Annotated in this window: 20 protein-coding genes; 10 read left to right on the top strand and 10 right to left on the bottom strand. The window is 43.2% G+C overall.

Annotated features, from left to right (window positions below):
• Nucleotides 1-163: 163 nt before the first annotated feature.
• Nucleotides 164-946, top strand: coding sequence for a DUF547 domain-containing protein (locus tag CWO13_RS13310; RefSeq protein ID WP_108083065.1), 783 nt, complete (start codon nt 164-166; stop codon nt 944-946).
• Between the two features lie 102 nt (nt 947-1,048).
• Here the strand turns inward: CWO13_RS13310 and CWO13_RS13305 are convergent, their stop codons facing one another.
• Both CWO13_RS13305 and djlA read right to left on the bottom strand, forming a co-directional pair.
• Nucleotides 1,049-1,594 (bottom strand): DUF924 family protein, encoded by a 546-nt coding sequence (locus tag CWO13_RS13305; protein ID WP_108083064.1) that lies wholly within the window; start codon nt 1,592-1,594, stop codon nt 1,049-1,051.
• 58 nt (nt 1,595-1,652) lie between these two features.
• Entirely contained in the window at nt 1,653-2,507 is an 855-nt protein-coding gene (djlA, locus tag CWO13_RS13300) for a co-chaperone DjlA (RefSeq protein ID WP_010434455.1), read from the bottom strand.
• Nucleotides 2,508-2,656: 149 nt separating this feature from the next.
• On the opposite strand from djlA, the gene lptD reads away from it, so the two are divergent.
• The 6 genes from lptD to CWO13_RS13270 all read left to right on the top strand — a co-directional run bounded on the left by lptD (nt 2,657) and on the right by CWO13_RS13270 (nt 9,425).
• Complete coding sequence (gene lptD / locus CWO13_RS13295; RefSeq protein WP_108020408.1) at nt 2,657-4,990, top strand: LPS assembly protein LptD; 2,334 nt, start codon at nt 2,657-2,659, stop codon at nt 4,988-4,990.
• A gap of 43 nt (nt 4,991-5,033) precedes the next feature.
• Nucleotides 5,034-6,332: a peptidylprolyl isomerase SurA gene (gene surA, locus CWO13_RS13290; RefSeq protein WP_108083063.1), complete on the top strand. Its 1,299-nt coding sequence runs from the start codon at nt 5,034-5,036 to the stop codon at nt 6,330-6,332.
• Nucleotides 6,319-7,311, top strand: coding sequence for a 4-hydroxythreonine-4-phosphate dehydrogenase PdxA (pdxA, locus tag CWO13_RS13285; protein ID WP_048662744.1), 993 nt, complete (start codon nt 6,319-6,321; stop codon nt 7,309-7,311). Before surA ends, pdxA begins: the two co-directional genes overlap by 14 nt.
• The gene (gene rsmA, locus CWO13_RS13280; RefSeq protein WP_017062942.1) at nt 7,308-8,123 is read left to right on the top strand and encodes a 16S rRNA (adenine(1518)-N(6)/adenine(1519)-N(6))-dimethyltransferase RsmA; all 816 of its coding nucleotides are present in this window, start codon (nt 7,308-7,310) and stop codon (nt 8,121-8,123) included. The genes pdxA and rsmA overlap by 4 nt, the downstream gene beginning before the upstream one ends.
• An 88-nt stretch (nt 8,124-8,211) precedes the next feature.
• A complete protein-coding gene (gene apaG, locus CWO13_RS13275) occupies nt 8,212-8,592 on the top strand; it encodes a Co2+/Mg2+ efflux protein ApaG (RefSeq protein WP_004735899.1) in 381 nt (126 codons plus the stop codon).
• A 29-nt stretch (nt 8,593-8,621) separates the two neighbouring features.
• The gene (locus tag CWO13_RS13270) at nt 8,622-9,425 is read left to right on the top strand and encodes a symmetrical bis(5'-nucleosyl)-tetraphosphatase (RefSeq protein ID WP_048657978.1); all 804 of its coding nucleotides are present in this window, start codon (nt 8,622-8,624) and stop codon (nt 9,423-9,425) included.
• A gap of 56 nt (nt 9,426-9,481) precedes the next feature.
• On the opposite strand, the gene folA is transcribed toward CWO13_RS13270, so the two are convergent.
• The 6 genes from folA to rplU form a co-directional block, all read right to left on the bottom strand.
• Nucleotides 9,482-9,961, bottom strand: coding sequence for a type 3 dihydrofolate reductase (folA, locus tag CWO13_RS13265; protein ID WP_102432790.1), 480 nt, complete (start codon nt 9,959-9,961; stop codon nt 9,482-9,484).
• A gap of 39 nt (nt 9,962-10,000) precedes the next feature.
• On the bottom strand, nt 10,001-10,474 hold the full coding sequence (locus CWO13_RS13260) for a threonine/serine exporter family protein (protein WP_017062945.1): 474 nt from the start codon (nt 10,472-10,474) through the stop codon (nt 10,001-10,003).
• Nucleotides 10,474-11,241 (bottom strand): threonine/serine exporter family protein, encoded by a 768-nt coding sequence (locus CWO13_RS13255; protein WP_048657975.1) that lies wholly within the window; start codon nt 11,239-11,241, stop codon nt 10,474-10,476. Before CWO13_RS13255 ends, CWO13_RS13260 begins: the two co-directional genes overlap by 1 nt.
• A gap of 329 nt (nt 11,242-11,570) precedes the next feature.
• On the bottom strand, nt 11,571-12,743 hold the full coding sequence (cgtA, locus tag CWO13_RS13250; protein WP_017061377.1) for an Obg family GTPase CgtA: 1,173 nt from the start codon (nt 12,741-12,743) through the stop codon (nt 11,571-11,573).
• Nucleotides 12,744-13,007: 264 nt separating this feature from the next.
• On the bottom strand, nt 13,008-13,265 hold the full coding sequence (rpmA, locus tag CWO13_RS13245; protein ID WP_004735905.1) for a 50S ribosomal protein L27: 258 nt from the start codon (nt 13,263-13,265) through the stop codon (nt 13,008-13,010).
• Between the two features lie 19 nt (nt 13,266-13,284).
• Nucleotides 13,285-13,596, bottom strand: a complete 312-nt coding sequence (gene rplU / locus CWO13_RS13240) for a 50S ribosomal protein L21 (protein WP_004740823.1) — start codon at nt 13,594-13,596, stop codon at nt 13,285-13,287.
• A gap of 268 nt (nt 13,597-13,864) precedes the next feature.
• On the opposite strand from rplU, the gene ispB reads away from it, so the two are divergent.
• Complete coding sequence (gene ispB / locus CWO13_RS13235; RefSeq protein ID WP_048657974.1) at nt 13,865-14,836, top strand: octaprenyl diphosphate synthase; 972 nt, start codon at nt 13,865-13,867, stop codon at nt 14,834-14,836.
• Between the two features lie 100 nt (nt 14,837-14,936).
• On the opposite strand, the gene CWO13_RS13230 is transcribed toward ispB, so the two are convergent.
• Both CWO13_RS13230 and mdh read right to left on the bottom strand, forming a co-directional pair.
• On the bottom strand, nt 14,937-15,131 hold the full coding sequence (locus CWO13_RS13230) for a hypothetical protein (RefSeq protein WP_102432791.1): 195 nt from the start codon (nt 15,129-15,131) through the stop codon (nt 14,937-14,939).
• 125 nt (nt 15,132-15,256) lie between these two features.
• On the bottom strand, nt 15,257-16,192 hold the full coding sequence (gene mdh, locus CWO13_RS13225; RefSeq protein WP_009847834.1) for a malate dehydrogenase: 936 nt from the start codon (nt 16,190-16,192) through the stop codon (nt 15,257-15,259).
• A gap of 332 nt (nt 16,193-16,524) precedes the next feature.
• Between mdh and argR the strand changes: the two genes are divergently transcribed.
• Complete coding sequence (argR, locus tag CWO13_RS13220; RefSeq protein WP_004740827.1) at nt 16,525-16,995, top strand: transcriptional regulator ArgR; 471 nt, start codon at nt 16,525-16,527, stop codon at nt 16,993-16,995.
• 342 nt (nt 16,996-17,337) lie between these two features.
• Nucleotides 17,338-18,306, top strand: a complete 969-nt coding sequence (locus tag CWO13_RS13215) for a TAXI family TRAP transporter solute-binding subunit (RefSeq protein ID WP_017061374.1) — start codon at nt 17,338-17,340, stop codon at nt 18,304-18,306.
• Nucleotides 18,307-18,453: the final 147 nt, after the last annotated feature.

Genomic DNA, 18,453 nt, shown 5'->3' with positions numbered 1-18,453 from the left:
GTGTACACATAAAAGGTTGGCCTAATGCCAACCTTTTTTATTTGGCTGAGTTTTTAGCTTAACTTAATGTGTTTATTAAGCTCTGCTCTGTTATTTAACTGAAGAGCCATGAAAGAAAATCGCAAAGCATAAGGTCTTAGTAGTCAGTCATCAGGAGAATGCCATGAAACAACTACTCGTTATTATCAGCCTACTTTTCTCAACCTTAGCTTGGTCTGCACCTAAATCCGATCTTTGGCCATACTGGAATCAAAGCGACGAAACCAATCTAGAACAGGTATCTCATCAAGATTGGCAGCGATTCCTCGACAACTACTTAGTTCAACAAGGTCAAAATACCCTAGTTCGCTACCAAGCGGTGAACACTGCCGATAAGACCAAACTCAAGCAATACATCAAGAGACTAGAACAGGTTAATCCGCTCGACTATTCAAAAGCGGAGCAGTATGCCTATTGGGTTAATCTATACAACGCCGTGACTGTCGATTTGATTCTAGATGCCTACCCAGTTAAATCTATCACTAAGCTCGGAGGCCTATTTAGCTTAGGCCCATGGGGAGATGATGTCGTCATCGTCAATGGAAAATCACTGACACTCAATGATATTGAGCATCGGATTTTAAGACCTATTTGGCAAGATCCCCGTACACACTACGCGGTAAATTGTGCGAGTTTAGGTTGCCCTAACCTCCAACCTCAAGCCTTTACTTCTGACAACACCGAAACTCTACTGGAACAAGCAGCTAGTGAATTTGTAAATAGTGACAAAGGCGTACTGGTTACAAATAAGAAGCTCCAACTATCATCAATTTACGAGTGGTTTGCTGTGGATTTTGGTGACCAAAAGCAGCTTATTCAACACCTAGACCAATATCGAGTTAAGTCAGTACCGAGTACTAACAAAATCAGCTATGAGTACGATTGGTCACTCAACCAAGCTAACTAGCTCTAATGCTAAAATTCATAACTAAAGCACAACAAAAAAAGAGACTAGAGGTTTTTATTAACCTATAGCCTCTTTTTTATCTATTAGACCATATCTCTACAATTAAAAGCTTGAGCCCGGTTGCTGCAAGAATTCTACTTCTTCAGGAGTCGAAGTTCGCCCTAGCACCTCATTGCGGTGCGGGTAACGACCAAAACGCTCGATGATAACCTTATGCTTAAACTCAAAATCCAAATTATGTTCTAATCCCGTTTGAGAAAAGAGCTCCACGGCTTGTTCATGGACTAACAAAGACTCACTGTGCATATAAGGCATATACAGGAAGCTTTTTTGTTGCTCATTAAGTTGGTGATCAAAACCACCCGCTACCGCCTCTTGGGCTAGAGCCAACGCCATAGGGTCAGCCGAAAATGCAGCAGGGCTATTTCTGCCAATATTTCTCGAAAACTGATCCAGTACAATAATCTCAGCTAAACGCCCTTGCGCATTTTGACGCCATTCAAACAGCTCTCCTTGAGCTGCTGATTGGTGTAAGTCAGAGAAGCGAATCTCAATCAAAGCATCAATTTCTTCGCCGCCAGTAAACCAATCTTTTGGCGTCAATTCATCGAACCAAAACTCTAGAACATCCTGATACGTTACCGTCATATAATTCCCTTTAATAAAAACCGAGTCATTTAATGTCATGACTCGGTTTAGTGTTCGATTACTTAAAACCTTTAACCTTCTTGATTAGGTCATAAGCATTTTGAATCTCTTGCGATTTCTCTTTCGCAACGTTCATCATCTCAGGCGGTAAGCCCTTCGCCATCAGTTTATCTGGGTGATGTTCATTCATCAGTTTGCGGTAGGCTTTCTTCACCTCTTTACCGTCAGCACTTTCACTCACACCAAGAACTTTATATGCATCGCCTAGCTGGTTCTGTTGTGAAGCCTGTTGCCAACCTGATGATTGCCCATGGCCTTGATGACCACCAAAGCTTCCACCTTGCTGTTGGAAACGGAATGCAGCTTCTTGCATCTGCAAGCGGCGTTCTAGTTGCTCAGCAGAAAACCCAAGGCCTTGCGCTATTTTATGCAGAACCTGACGCTCACTCGGGTGCAGACTTCCATCCGCAAATGCAGCAGATACTTGTAGCTCTAAAAAGAACTGTAGTAAATCAAAACGGCCACCCGATGAGATTTTCACACGCTCAAGTACATCACTTAATGGAAAATCACTCTCCTTGCCGTCACGGAATGCATCTTGCGCCGCTTTGCGTTGTTCTCCATGCAGGTTCATGCGTTCCATCATGGTGGAAGCGAGTTGAATCTCTTCTGGCGTTACCTGCCCTTTCGCTTTGGCAACGTGCCCCATAACCGCAAAAGCGGATTTAAAAAACTCGTTCTGTCTTTCTGCTTGGCTTGGACCTCGACCAAAACCAGAACTATTGAAGCCTGATTGGTTCAATCGGCGAGCTTTATCGAATTGGTGTCCTAAAAACAGACCAAAAACTAAACCGAGCGGCCCTCCAAATAAAAAGCCAAAAAACGCGCCCAAAATTTTGCCAAATATTTGCATTATGTGTTCTCTATCTATGAATTTTATCTGAGTAATGCTGTCTGATGATGCTGAATGCTATTATTTCCTTTATCATAAGGAAAATGCTTTATTAATTGGATTGATACTAGATCAACCCTTCATCTAGTGACACAGGATAGTTCAACTTCATGCAATCTTTTTCCCGCACCTTGTTAGCCGCGTCTATAAGTACGGCGTTATACGTGTCGACAACTCAAGCTGAAACAATCACCGATAGTAGTGTGCAGGAAATGCCCTCTATAGATCAATGCTTGATCGAACCCGCTGCAGAAAACGAGACACAGCTACCCGCTCACGTTGAGTCAGATCGCTTAGAAGCTATCAATGGTGAAAAGGCAATATATTCAGGAGATGTAAGAGTTACGCAAGGAAATAAGACCATCCTTGCTGATAATGTAACGCTTCACCAACAAGAAAATATCGTTGTAGCTGAAGGCAACGTAAACTTTAGTGATGGTCAAATTAAATCGGTGTCAGATAGAGCGACTAACAATCTGACTACCGATGAGATGACGTTAGAAAATACCGATTACGAATTTCTCTGCGAACCAGGTCGCGGAGATGCTGTTTATATCGCAAAAACAGGTAAAGCGGTTTATGAGATTGAAGATGGCTCGATTACCTCTTGCCCGATTGGTGACAATGCTTGGCGTCTAAGAGCATCGAGTATCGATGTCGACCAAGACGAAGAACAAGCCACTTTTTATAACCCACGCTTTGAAATCCAAAGTGTTCCGGTATTTTACCTACCGTACTTAACGGTTCCTATTGGTGATACTCGTAAAACCGGTTTCTTGTATCCAACCGTTTCATACGGTTCAAGCGACGGTTTTGAAGCTGAAATCCCAGTTTATTGGAACTTGGCACCAAACTACGACTTGGAAACCACTTTTAAGTACATGCAGGAGCGTGGTACACAACTTAACAGTAAATTCCGTTACTTGAGCGATTTTGGCTCAGGTAGTATCGAGTCTGAATATTTGCCGGATGACAAAAAATACTCAGAAAAAGGTGACCGTTGGGGTGCTCAACTCCAACATTCAGGGATATTCCAGCAATCGTGGTTGTTTGAAGTCGACTATTCAAAAGTCAGTGATATTGATTACTTTACCGATCTAAGTTCTGGTATTGGTAACCGTGAAGATGGCCAACTACTTCAGGAAGGCCGAGCGACATACCGTTCCCAAAACTGGGATGCATCGGTACTTGTTCGAGATTTCCAAGTTCTGACTACAAGCAATAACCTACCTTACCGCCTAATGCCACAGCTAGAGTACAATTACTATGCTCCTGAAGTGATGGAGTATTTAGATTTCGACATGATCAGTCATGTCTCAATATTTGATACCGACGCTGCAGGTAAACCATCTGCGAACCGTATTCACGTGGAACCTGGCATTACCATTCCTGTAGGCAATACTTGGGGTACTTGGACAACAGAAGCTCGACTACTTGGTACTTACTATCAACAAGACCTTGATGGCGTTGATACCGGCGCAGGCTCTGATTATGAAGGCTTGGAAGAATCAGTAAGTCGAGTTATTCCAGAGTTTAGAAGCCACGCAGGTATCGTTCTTGAACGTGATACAAAAATTGTGGGCAATTACACTCAAACACTCGAACCTCAAGTTCAGTATCTTTACGTACCAGAAGAAGATCAAAGTGACATTGGTCTTTACGATACGACACTACTGCAGACCGATTACTATGGTCTATTTAGAAGCCGTAAATATAGCGGTGTTGATCGTATCGCATCTGCGAATCAAATTAGTTATGGTGCATCATCTCGTTTCTTCGATGATGAGTATAAAGAGCGTTTGAATATTTCTTTTGGTCAGATTTTTTATATCGATAAAGATACAAAACAGACTTTAGACAACGACGACTCTGATAACAAAACTAATTATTCGTCTTGGGCTATAGAAATGGACTTCAACTATGATGACTACCTGTTCTACCATGGTGGCGTGCAATACGATATTGACTCATCTTCGATGCAATTAGCGAATAGTACACTTGAATACCGCTTTGCTGGTGGTTACATACAAACCAACTATCGCTATGTTACAGAAGAATACATAAATGAAACTGTAGATTTTGACGTATCATCAATAACAAGAGATGGCATCTCTCAAGCCGGCTTACTCGGTGCGTACCAAATTTCACCGAAATGGAGCACAAGCGCTCAATATTTCTATGACTTAACAACACAAGAAGATCTAGAGTGGTTAGCTCGACTCAATTATAAATCGGATTGCTGGTACATCGGCTTTACCTATAGTAACCGTTTGACAAATAACATTAGTAATCCAAATACTACGCCTGAATATGAAAATAACTTCAGCGTTAACTTCGGTATTGTAGGCTTTGGTACCAACATTGGTTCTGACTCTGGCGCCGTTGGGGATAGTAGCTCCGACAACTCGCTGAGCTACGGTCGCCCATTCTTCTTAAATAACTAATTTTCTTTATTGATAAAACATCAGTAAATTTAAAGGATTACACATGACATTGTGGAAACGCACATTAATTGCTATCGCAGCGACTTGTACTTTATCAACAAGTTATGCCGCACCGGTCGAGCTCGATAGCGTAAAAGTTATCGTTAACGAAGGCGTTATCTTACAAAGCGACATCGATGCTTCGATGAAAACGCTGCGCGCAAATGCTAAAAAAAGCGGCCAAACACTGCCATCACAAGACGTGCTCAATGAGCAAGTGCTAGAAAAACTGATCATCGATACGATTCAAACTCAAGAAGCGGAACGCATTGGTGTCCGTATTGATGATGCTCGACTTGATCAAGCTATTGAAGGTATCGCGAAAGACAATAACCAAACGGTGGAACAGCTTACCGCATCGGTTGCGGAAGAAGGCCTTAGCTACAATGCATTTCGTGAGCAAGTAAGAAAAGAGATTGCAGCAAGTGAAGCGCGCAATGCCTTAGTTCGTCGTCGTATCAATATTCTTCCAGCGGAAGTCGATAACCTAGCGGATATCTTAGCGCAAGAGACTAACGCGACCGTTCAATACAAAATTGGCCACATTCAACTGCGCTTTAATGACGACCAAACCAAAGAAGAGTTAGAAGCTCAAGCTACTGAGCTAGTTGAAGAACTTAACTCAGGCAAAGATTTCAGCACTATGGCATATACTTACTCTAAGGGCCCTAAAGCACTGCAAGGGGGTGATTGGGGTTGGATGCGCAAAGAAGAGATGCCAACCATCTTTGCTGATCAAATCAAAATGCAGAACAAAGGCAGCATCATCGGTCCTTTCCGAAGCGGCGTTGGTTTCCATATTCTGAAAATTGAAGATGTGAAAGGCTTAGAAACTGTTGCGGTAACTGAGGTGAATGCACGTCATATTTTGATTAAGCCTACAGTGATCCTAAGTGATGATGGCGCGAAGGAACAACTTGAAGAAATCACACGCCGCGTAAACGCAGGTGAAGCGAGCTTCGGTGACCTTGCTCAGCAATACAGCCAAGACCCAGGTTCTGCAGTACAAGATGGTGAGCTAGGCTACCAAACACCAGATTTGTATGTACCAGAGTTCAAACACCAAGTAGAAACGCTACCTGAAGGCAAGATTAGTGCGCCATTCAAAACCGTACACGGTTGGCACATTGTTGAAGTACTAGACCGTCGCGAAGTAGACCGTACCGATTCAGCTTTGAAAAACAAAGCTTACCAAATTCTATTTAACCGTAAATTCAACGAAGAAGCTGGCGCCTGGCTACAAGAAGTAAGAGCAAGTGCCTTTGTTGAAATGGTTGAGGACGACCAAGATGACAGCAACTAAACGTATTGTCATAACCGCAGGTGAACCAGCAGGTATAGGTCCAGATTTAACTCTGGCTCTATCTCAAGAAAGCTGGCCTCATCAACTCGTGGTTTGTGCTGATAAAACACTGCTATCCGAGCGAGCTAAAATTCTTGGCATCGAAGTCGATCTGCTGGATTATGACGCAAGTGCAGCTAAGACACCTCAACGCGCTGGTACACTGGTAGTGAAACACGTTCCACTAGCTGAAACGGCGGTTGCAGGCCAACTCAACGAAGCTAACGGTCATTACGTATTAAATACTTTAGAAACCGCAGCAATTGGCTGTATGAATGATGAATTTGATGCTATTGTCACCGGCCCTGTTCACAAGGGTGTAATTAACCGAGCTGGCGTTGCTTTTAGCGGCCATACCGAGTTCTTTGCAGAGAAGTCCAATACGCCACTGGTGGTGATGATGTTGGCAACTGAAGGGCTGCGTGTTGCACTAGTAACAACTCACATCCCACTAGCTTATGTATCTCAAGCAGTGACCGAAGACAGATTAGAGCAAATTATTACTATTCTGAATAAAGATTTGGTTGAAAAATTTGCTATTGAGAAACCAACTATCTACGTGTGTGGCTTGAATCCACATGCTGGTGAAGATGGTTGCTTAGGGCGTGAAGAAATTGAAACCATCACCCCGACGCTAGAAAAAATTCGCCAAATAGATGGCATCAATTTAGTTGGCCCATTGCCAGCAGATACCATCTTTAATGAAAAATATTTGCAAGATGCAGATGCTGTTTTAGGTATGTATCACGACCAAGTACTCCCGGTATTGAAATACAAAGGGTTTGGTCGCTCAGTGAACATCACGCTTGGCTTACCGTTTATTCGCACATCAGTCGACCACGGTACCGCCTTAGACTTGGCAGGGAAAGGCCAAGCCGATACAGGGAGCTTTAGAACAGCGCTCACGCACGCCATTGAATTAGTAGAGAAAAAGCAATGAGAAATGATGTCCACTTAGGGCACAAAGCGCGTAAACGTTTTGGTCAAAACTTCCTTAACGATCCATACATTATTGATGGCATCGTATCGAGCATTAACCCATTACCTGGTCAAAACTTGGTAGAGATCGGTCCTGGTCTAGGCGCTATTACTGAGCCTGTGGGTAAGCTTGTCGATAAATTTACTGTTATCGAATTGGATAGAGACCTTGCAGAACGTCTGCGTAACCATCCGGATCTGGCTGATAAGCTAACGATCCGTGAAGGCGATGCGATGAAGTTTGACTTCCAAGAACTGGTTAAACCAAACAACAAGCTACGTATTTTTGGTAACTTGCCATACAACATCTCTACACCATTGATGTTCCACCTTTTTGAATTCCATAAAGACGTGCAAGACATGCACTTTATGCTTCAAAAAGAAGTAGTTAACCGTCTAGCCGCTGGCCCAGGCAGCAAAGCTTACGGCCGTCTTACTGTGATGGCTCAGTACTACTGTAAAGTGACACCTGTGCTAGAAGTGCCACCAACGGCCTTCGTTCCGCCACCGAAAGTAGACTCTGCAGTTGTTCGCCTACAGCCATACGAAGTGCTGCCTTACCCGGCAAAAGATCTGAAATGGCTTGATCGCGTATGTCGTGAAGGCTTTAACCAGCGTCGTAAAACGGTTCGCAACTGCTACAAGAGCTTGATCGATAAGGAAGTACTGGAAGAGCTTGGTATCAACCCAAGCATGCGTCCTGAGAACTTAACGCTCGAGCAGTTTGTCGACATGGCAAACTGGTTGTACGATAGTCACAACGCTGACAAATAAATAAAAAAGGCTCCTACACTTCGGTTAGGAGCCTTTTTTATGTAATACTTTAATTACATTAAGTATATCAACAACAAAAGGTGCGAATATGGATATATCTACGCCTTGTATCAAATGCCAGGTTCACTCTAAGTACATAGAAGAACAATCTGAGCCAACGAAGAATCGTTACGTCTTCGCCTACATTATTACCATCAAAAATCTAAGTAAAACAACGGTGCAGCTTATGTCTCGCCGCTGGTTAATTACCGACTCTAACGGCAAGCAACTCACCATTGAGGGTGATGGTGTGGTTGGGCAACAACCCGTGATTGAAGCCAACGACGAATACACCTACACAAGTGGCACTGTCATCGAAACCCCTGTTGGCGTTATGCAAGGTCACTACGTGATGACCGATAACAAGGGCATTGATTTTATTACCGAAGTTGACCCATTCAGACTCGCAATCCCTAATATTCTTAATTAGCCGTACATCCGTATCTACAGGAAATTATTGTGTCGAATTATATTGTCGGAGACATCCAAGGGTGCTTCGACGAACTTCAATTACTGCTTGAAGCTATTAACTTTGATAAACACCAAGATACCTTATGGGTAGCTGGAGACCTAGTCGCTCGAGGCCCAAAATCATTGGAAACTCTACGCTTTATTCGTAGCCTTGGTGACGCAGCTAAGGTTGTATTAGGCAACCACGACTTGCACCTTCTGGCGGTATCCTTAGGGCTATTTCCAGCGAAACCAAAAGATAAGACTCAAGCGATTCTTGATGCTGAAGATCGTGAACGACTACTCGAATGGTTAAGGCAACAACCTTTGCTTCAAGAACACCCGGAGTTCGTGATGTGCCATGCAGGTATCTCGCCGCAATGGAGCATAGAAACAGCACGTATCGAAAATCAAGAGGTTGTATCCTTGCTGAAGTCGGACAGATGGCAATGGCTTATCGAAAACATGTACAGCAACACGCCTGATTTATGGCATCAGGATTTACATGATATTGAGCGCTATCGCTATGCAATCAATAGCCTTACAAGAATGCGCTTCTGTTTTGAAGACGGTCGACTCGACATGGCATGTAAGCTACCACCCAATGAAATTACCGATGAACCATTAGTACCGTGGTTTGACCTTCCACAACGCATAAAGCTCGATAAAACCGTTGTTTTTGGACACTGGGCTGCACTTGAAGGCTATAACGGAAAAGACGTGATTGGACTTGATACTGGCTGCGTTTGGGGAGGAGACTTAACCGCACTTCGCTGGGAAGACAAACAGTTTTTTACTCAAAAAGCGTTGTAGATATACGAAACACTTGCGCTACTCGTGCAGCAGCGCAAGTGTTTTTAAATTAGGACTTAACGCTCTAGAATCACAAACTCCATGTTGTGTTTGTTTTTCTCGTCAGCTTGATAGCTCTCGTTAAAGCTCTGCTTCCAACCTTCACCCCAGTCTGGAAATTGTGTATCTCCATCGACATCAAAATCGATATAAGTCAGATACAACTTGTCTGCTTTAGGTAGGCAAGTTTCATAGATTGAACCACCACCGATAATCATCACTTCATCGACATCGTTGACCAGCTCTAGTGCTTTATCAATCGAAGTAACCGTCGTCACCCCTTCAATTTCCAAGTTCGCATCACGGCTAATCACAACATTTAATCGACCAGGTAAAGGACGCCCGATCGAATCATAGGTTTTACGCCCCATGACTACAGGCTTACCCATAGTCGAGCGTTTAAACCATGCAAAATCCGCAGGCAAGTGCCAAGGCATCTGGTTGTCTTTACCTATTACACGGTTGTTTGCCATTGCTGCAATCATACTGATGATCATAAATCGAAAGTCCTGTCCTTAACTGAAAGAGATTTGATGCTAGACGATAGGTCTGCGTCGGTAGAATAACAGCCCTGGTACAGCTAAGCCAACCGCCAGTCCAGCGATAATGAACATTGATTTCAAAAAGTTCTCCATCAACATTGCCAGTAACTCAGGCGTATAGCCTGCCCTGTTAATCTCTACCATAGCAATCATTGCCTTGAAGGCAAACACGCCTGGGACCATAGGAATCAAGGCAGCAACCGTAAATACCTTAGGATGCGCTAACAGTTTATGTGACCAATGAACCCCTATCATGCCAACCACCGTCGCGGCAAAGAACGTTGCCCATTCGATTGGAATACCAAAGTGCATCATCAGATAACGGCTACCATGGCCGATAGAGCCGCCAAGTGCACAATAAATTAAAGCGCGTTGCGGGACGTTAAACACCAATGCGAATCCAACCGCAGGAATCGCGGCGAAAAACATATCATTGAGCAAACCTAAAAACAGTTCGAAAATACTCATTAGCTCGCCCATCCCCAAACATCAGATAAACTCATCGCTGCCACAATACCCAAGCTCGTCGCCAAAGTTAATAAGCTGGCCATGGTAAAGCGCGCTAACCCCATATTAATATGGCCTTTAAGCATATCAGCGACAGAGTTAATCAGAGGGAAGCCGGGTACTAACATCAATACCGATGAAGCCATCACGATCGTGGGCTGTCCGCCAATATTGTAAAGTACGGCTTGAGCAGAGATGGTAGTGGTAACGAATGCGGTGATCGCAAAATTTAATAAAGGATTGAAATGACGATGGCCAATTTCTTGTCTGACGATCATGCCACAGGCTGAAGCAATAAAAGTCATCATGAATACCTGCCAATCTCCGCCCGCAAGACGGCTAAAAGAGGCACATGATAATCCTATCATCACAACCACTAGCCAACGGTTATAGCGCTCGGGGCTTATGTTTTGAATCTTTTTATACGCCAAATCATAATCAAGAATTCCCTTCTCCATCATGATGCAAATGCGTTGAATGTCAGTGATAACCTGCATGTTAATGCCACGATCAGCACAACTTCGAGTGGTGGTAATACAGTGATCATCCATCACAGTAGTAACAACAAGCGCATTGGCTGACAGTGCGACTTCAACCTCATTCACCCCACAAGCAATGCCGATACGGCGCATGATATCGCCGACCAGTGTGCTCTCGGCTCCGTGAGCCAATAACATTTGTCCCGATTGAGCGACAAGTCTTGAGATCGCTCTTTGCTTTGATGCCATGATTTCCTTCCCATAGGCGTTATACCAATCACAGTAAGTAAGTGTTCAGAAATAGCGCAAGAAAAAAGCTTGAGAACAAGGCAGAGATTTTCGATAAGTAGTTATTCTACAATCAAAATCTCTAACGCAGTTATCGAGCGTTTTAACAAGCTAGGGTGACCAGTTATTTACTACGATTGGTATTAATTATCTAGAAATAAAGTCTGCATTAAAATTCGACAGTACATAATGATTTAGATACAAAAAAACCGCAATTTTCATTGCGGTTTAATAAAACTATCAGTGTACTTGGAAAAAGCGACCGATGATTTATGAGAAGTTAAGAGGGATTAGTCACGAACATAGATAACATGACCGTCATCTTCTTCGTCATCCCAATCATCCCAATCGTCGTCATCTTCAGTAACGACATTCTTACCGCTCATTGCATCTTTATGGTAGTCATCCCACATAAAGTCTACTTTCTCTTCTTCTTCAACTTCTACAACTTCACGAGGTAGGTTTTCCATAAACTCACCTAGTTTGAAGCAAAGATCTTTGGTGCCGATTTTATTCACTGCAGAGATCTTGAAGTACTCGCCTTCCCAGCCCAAAGCATCGATGATTTCTTGAATCTTTTCGTCTGCTTCGTCTTCTGGCATTAGGTCAACTTTGTTGAACACTAACCAACGAGGTTTTTGTGAAACTTTTTCACTGTATTGCTCAAGCTCATCAATGATCGTCAGTGCATTCTGAATAGGATCAGATTGATCGATCGGCATAATATCGATCATATGCAGAAGAACACGACAGCGCTCAAGGTGCTTAAGGAAACGAATACCAAGGCCTGCTCCATCAGCTGCACCTTCGATTAGACCAGGGATATCGGCAACAACGAAGCTCTTTTCAGGAACAACACTCACTACACCCAAGCTTGGGATCAAGGTAGTGAACGGGTAATCAGCCACTTTTGGTTTCGCAGCAGATACTGAACGAATAAAAGTAGATTTACCTGCGTTTGGTAAGCCAAGCATACCAACGTCAGCTAATAGAAGAAGCTCTAAACGCAGTTCGCGAACTTCGCCTTTAGTACCCATTGTCTTTTGACGAGGAGCGCGGTTAACAGACGATTTAAAACGCGTGTTACCAAGACCGTGCCAACCACCTTTACCAACCATCACTTTCTTGCCGTGTTCAGCAACTTCAGCAACGATTTCGTTGGTGTGGATATCAACTGCACGAGTACCTACAGGCACTTTCAGTGTAATGTCTTTACCACGTTTACCAGTACAGTTACCACCGCGACCGTTCTCACCACGCTCTGCGTTGTAAAAACGTTGGAAACGATAATCGATCAGTGTGTTTAAGTTCTCATCCGCTTGGATGTAAACATCACCACCATCACCGCCGTCGCCGCCATCAGGGCCACCTTTAGCGACGAATTTTTCGCGCCAAAAGCTAACTGTACCATTACCGCCATCACCGGCTTCTATTTTTACTACCGCTTCATCAACGAATTTCATTTTTTAACTCCGCACTTACGTTGCGTTACCACTCATCAAGGAGTGATATAAATTCTAGCAGATCCGTGTTTAGATCGATCACCTAAGATCTAGGCCGACCTGCAACCAAGGAACAAAGAAGGAGAGGTTCTTTGCTAAGCTTATTAAAGCTAAGGCAAGAGCGTCTGCTTTTTTATTCTCGCTATAAATAAAAAACCCTGCCGAATCGGCAGGGCTTTTGAATTCAGCTTGAAAGCTAATAAGATAATCTAATTAAAGATTAAATTACTCAGCTTCGATGCTTACAAACTTACGGTTTTTAGGACCTTTAACAGCAAATTTCACTTTACCTTCAGTAAGAGCGAAAAGAGTGTGGTCTTTACCGATGCCAACGTTTGTGCCAGCGTGGAATTTAGTACCACGTTGACGAACGATGATGTTACCTGCAAGAACAGATTCACCACCAAAACGCTTAACACCAAGACGTTTGCTTTCTGAATCGCGGCCGTTATTAGTAGAACCGCCAGCTTTTTTATGTGCCATTGTTAAACTCTCCTAATACTTAAGCGTTAATGCCAGTGATTTTCACTTCAGTGAACCACTGACGGTGACCAGCTTGCTTACGCGAGTGCTTACGACGACGGAACTTAACGATTTTTACTTTATCGCCACGACCGTGTTGTACTACTTCTGCAGTAACCTTGCCACCTTCAACAAGAGGTGCACCAACAGCGATTTCTTCGCCGTTAGCAACAAGAAGAACTTTATCAAATTCTACAGTTGCACCAGTTTCAACGTCTAATTTCTCTAAACGAAGTGTTTGACCTTCGCTTACTCGGTGTTGTTTGCCACCAGATTGGAAAACAGCGTACATATTTTACTCCGCTTTTTCCGCACAGCCTATGGTTGTTAATTGTACAACTCGGGTGTGCGCTAAACTAATCAATAGGGCGCAGATTCTACGGGAATCATGGCGCTATGACAAGCCATATTTTTAAAAAATTGGCGAAAACCTGTTCGCCAAAGAAAAGTGCGGCAATCATGCCCTTTAGCGATGTATTAATCAACGTTTTTTAGTGTATTATTCAACAATTAAATACAACGTATAAGCCTTACAGGGTCTAACTTCAGCCGGATGAACAATGGATTTTAAAGCTATCCAAACGCTTACTGCCAATGATATGGCAAAAGTGAATGAAACAATTCAAGCCCAACTTAATTCTGACGTAAGTTTAATCAACCAGCTTGGTTTTTATATCGTTAGCGGTGGTGGCAAACGCCTACGCCCTTTGCTTGCTCTTTTATCTGCTCGCGCACTTGGTTACCAAGGTGAAGCTCATATCACCTCTGCAGCCTTTATCGAGTTTATTCACACAGCAACCCTACTTCATGATGATGTCGTCGACGAATCGGACATGAGACGCGGTAAAGCGACAGCCAACGCAGCTTTTGGTAATGCTGCTAGCGTTTTGGTGGGTGACTTTATTTATACTCGCTCATTCCAAATGATGACAACGCTAGGATCCTTAAAGATCCTTGAACTAATGAGTGAAGCAGTAAACGTGATTGCCGAGGGTGAAGTTCAACAGTTAATGAACTGCAACAACCCAGACACCACTGAAGAAAGCTACATGCAAGTGATCTACTCTAAGACCGCTCGCCTGTTTGAAGCCGCAACACAAATCGGTGCCATCCTTAGCGAATCATCACCAGAAATCGAAACGGCAATGCAAAACTACGGTAAATACCTAGGCACCGCATTCCAACTGATTGACGATGTGATGGACTACACTGCTGATGGTAAAGAGATGGGCAAGAACGTTGGTGACGACCTTGCTGAAGGCAAACCAACGCTGCCTTTACTATATGCAATGCACAATGGTTCTCCTGAACAAGCAAGCATGATTCGTGAAGCAATTGAGAAAGCGAACGGCATGGAACGTCTCGACGACATTATGGCGGTGATGAAAGACACAGGCTCATTAGAGTACACGACTAATAAAGCCTATGAAGAAGCCGACAAAGCGATTGCTGAGCTTTCTGTACTGCCTGACTCTGAATATAAGCAAGCACTAACCACACTTGCGCACTTGGCTGTTAAACGCAGCAAGTAACTTTGTAGACTGTCTTCTATATAGCGACATTACATAGATAATAAAAAAGAGCCTCAGGGCTCTTTTTTTGATCCTCACGAAAATCTTTTCAAATCCACTGTCAATAACGACTCGACTCTAACGACAACGGAAGTTGAGCTTCGACTTCTTCTATCTCTTCCAGCGGCACTGCGTACTGCTCGTGGCTATTGTATGACTCAACCAACGCAAATTGCTCTTGCTCATCTATAACGAGGATCTTTCCCAATCTACCTAAATGGAAATGGACGTTCATTCCTTTTTGAATACGACTCATAACTGCTGCCCCACTTACATCTCTAAAACACTATTTACGAACGAGGCAAATCCTAGGATCAAAAAAGCCGATCATAATGACCGGCATTTATTAGTAATTTTAAATTGAGTTAAATGCTGTATCGCTTACTTAGCGAACTCAACACCAATCTCAATATCGCCATTTAGTGTTTCAAGCATGCTGTCTAAAGCGTTACGCTCGAAGTCGCTTAGTTCACCGTAGCTAAGGATCGCTTCTGCACCCTCTTTACCTAGCTTAACAGGCTGAGCGAAGAATGGTGCGTGTTCGCCTTCACCTTCAACGTATGCACATTCGATCACGTTTTCTTCACCTTGAAGTGCTTTAACTAGTGCAAGACCGAAACGACAAGCCGCTTGACCCATAGACAGTGTCGCACTGCCGCCGCCAGCTTTAGCTTCTACTACTTCAGTACCTGCATTTTGGATGCGAGTCGTTAGCGCTGCAATTTCTTCATCAGTGAACTCTACGCCTTCAACTTGAGAAAGCAGAGGAAGGATCGTTACGCCTGAGTGACCGCCGATAACAGGAACACGGATGTCGCCTGGATCTTTATCTTTTAGTTCAGCAACGAACGTTTCAGAACGAATCACATCAAGAGTCGTAATACCGAATAGGCGACGCTTATCGTAAACACCTGCTTTCTTGAGTACTTCAGCTGCGATTGGCACTGTTGTGTTTACTGGGTTAGTGATGATACCAACACAAGCAGTAGGACAAGTAACTGCGATTTTCTCTGCAAGAGACTTAACAATGCCAGCGTTCACATTGAAAAGATCCGCACGATCCATACCAGGCTTACGAGCAACACCCGCTGAAATAAGTACAACATCCGCACCTTCTAGTGCTGGTGTTGGATCTTCACCCGCGTAACCTTTGATCGAAACAGGCGTTGGGATATGGCTAAGATCGGCAGCAACACCCGGTGTTACCGGAGCGATGTCGTAAAGTGCAAGATCTGAACCAGCAGGTAGGCGGTTCTTAAGTAGTAGGGCTAGGGCTTGACCGATGCCACCAGCGGCACCAATAACAGCTACTTTCATTGTTATTCTCCTTGAGAGCTTTCTCTTATAGATTCTTTGTAGGGTAATTCTTGAGCTAAATCTAAGTTAAAAAACTATATTAATCACAAAGTGATTACAATCAATTAACGCTAGCTTTGCGACTTCGCGCAAGTCAATAAAACCGTGCTACACAGCAAGTTCGCATTATGGCGATAATCGACTGAAATAACAAAATAAGTCGTCGCAAATAACACATTATTCTATTAAATATTTACAGTGATATGACTAACAAATTACAGGGATGTTTTGGCTAAAATTGAATATGTATGCGAGAATATGCAAACATCTTTGTTAATGAATAAGAATGACATATGCGCAATACAGAAAAGCAAGACAACTTAGTTCGTGCATTTAAAGCCTTACTAAAAGAAGAACGTTTTGGCTCACAAGGCGAAATTGTAGATGCACTAAAACACGAAGGTTTTGAAAGCATCAACCAGTCTAAAGTCTCGCGTATGTTAACCAAGTTTGGTGCCGTTCGAACTCGTAACGCAAAAATGGAGATGGTTTACTGTCTTCCTGCTGAACTGGGTGTTCCGACAGTTTCTAGCTCTTTACGAGAATTAGTACTAGATATTGACCACAACAATGCATTAGTTGTGATACACACTGGCCCTGGTGCAGCTCAGCTTATCGCTCGCTTATTAGACTCACTAGGTAAGTCGGAAGGGATACTGGGTGTAGTCGCGGGTGATGACACTATCTTTATTACTCCAACGTTATCGGTTACCACTAAGCAACTGTTTGATTCTGTGTGCGAACTGTTTGAATACGCAGGATAATTGCTCACTGTTTCATAACTATCAGCCTTACTAATGGATCACGAACATCTATTCGCTTCGTGATCCAAATCACATCCTAGAATATCCATACACCCTTCCCGAAATCGCACTAAATCATTGATTTTAAAAAACTCAGTAGCAAATTAAACACGAGATCTAGACATCATTTGTTAGATTTTTTAGCTATATCTTTTAACATTCGAGTAATTTTCTGCCAATTTTTGATATTATTCAGCCACTTTTTCATCACATGGATTGAAAAAGGTGCCGTTTCCAAATAGGAAACTCCAGAAACGACTACACTTGTTTCAGGGTTAATAATGAATAAAGGAAGGGAAATTCATGGCATTTACCAAACTTATTAAAGTTGGTGCTATTGCAGCTGCTGTAATGGGCGCTGGCGCTGTTAACGCTCAAGAGTTCATCACAATTGGTACTGGTTCAGTGACGGGTGTTTACTACCCGACTGGTGGTGCAATTTGTAAACTAGTGAACAAGGGCCGCAAAGACCACAACATTCGTTGTTCTGTAGAGTCTACTGGTGGTTCAATCTACAACGTTAACACCATCCGTGCTGGTGAACTAGATTTCGGTGTTGTTCAATCGGACTGGCAATACCACGGCTACAACGGTACAAGTAAGTTCAAAGATCAGGGCGAATACAAGAAACTTCGCGCTATGTTCTCTCTACATACAGAACCGTTCAACATCATCGCTCGTACCGATGCTGGCATTAACAATGTTTCTGACCTAGCTGGTAAGCGCGTAAACATTGGTAATCCAGGCTCTGGTGACCGTGCAACTATGGGTGTTGTAATGGACGCAATGGGTTGGACGAACGACAGCTTCAAGCTTGCTTCTGAACTTAAAGGTTCTGAGCGTTCACAAGCACTTTGTGATAACAAGATTGATGCATTTATCTACATGGTTGGTCACCCGAACGGATCAATCAAAGAAGCAACAACGTCTTGTGATGCAAAATTGGTTTCGGCAACAGGTCCACAGATCGACAAGATCGTAGCTGAAAACCCATACTACGCTTACAGCACAGTTCCTGCTGGCATGTACCGTGGTACTGACGCTGACGTAAACAGCTTCGGTGTTGCAGCAACAATGGTAACAACTTCAGACGTTTCTGAAGAAGTTGCATACAACGTTGCTAAGGCAGTATTTGAAAACTTTGACACTTTCAAACGCCTACACCCAGCATTTGCTAACCTGAAAAAAGAAGACATGGTTAAAGCGGGTATCTCTATCCCTCTTCACCCAGGCGCAGCAAAATACTACAAAGAAGTGGGCCTTCTAAAGTAATTCTACTTTAAGCCTACTACACCAATAAGGAGGCTAGCCCTCCTTATTGGCTTTTCACGTTTTATAAAAATAACTTAAGTGAAAAGAGCAACCCTTTAAGTTTCTCCAATTTGGAGGACTTACCTTCGTATCAAGCCTAAGACAAAG

Origin of the sequence: Vibrio sp. ZF 223 (genome assembly GCF_003050585.1) — a bacterium.
Classification (GTDB): domain Bacteria; phylum Pseudomonadota; class Gammaproteobacteria; order Enterobacterales; family Vibrionaceae; genus Vibrio; species Vibrio crassostreae.
Note: the sequence above shows the minus strand (reverse complement) of the source record. Positions and strands in the feature narration are given on the sequence as shown.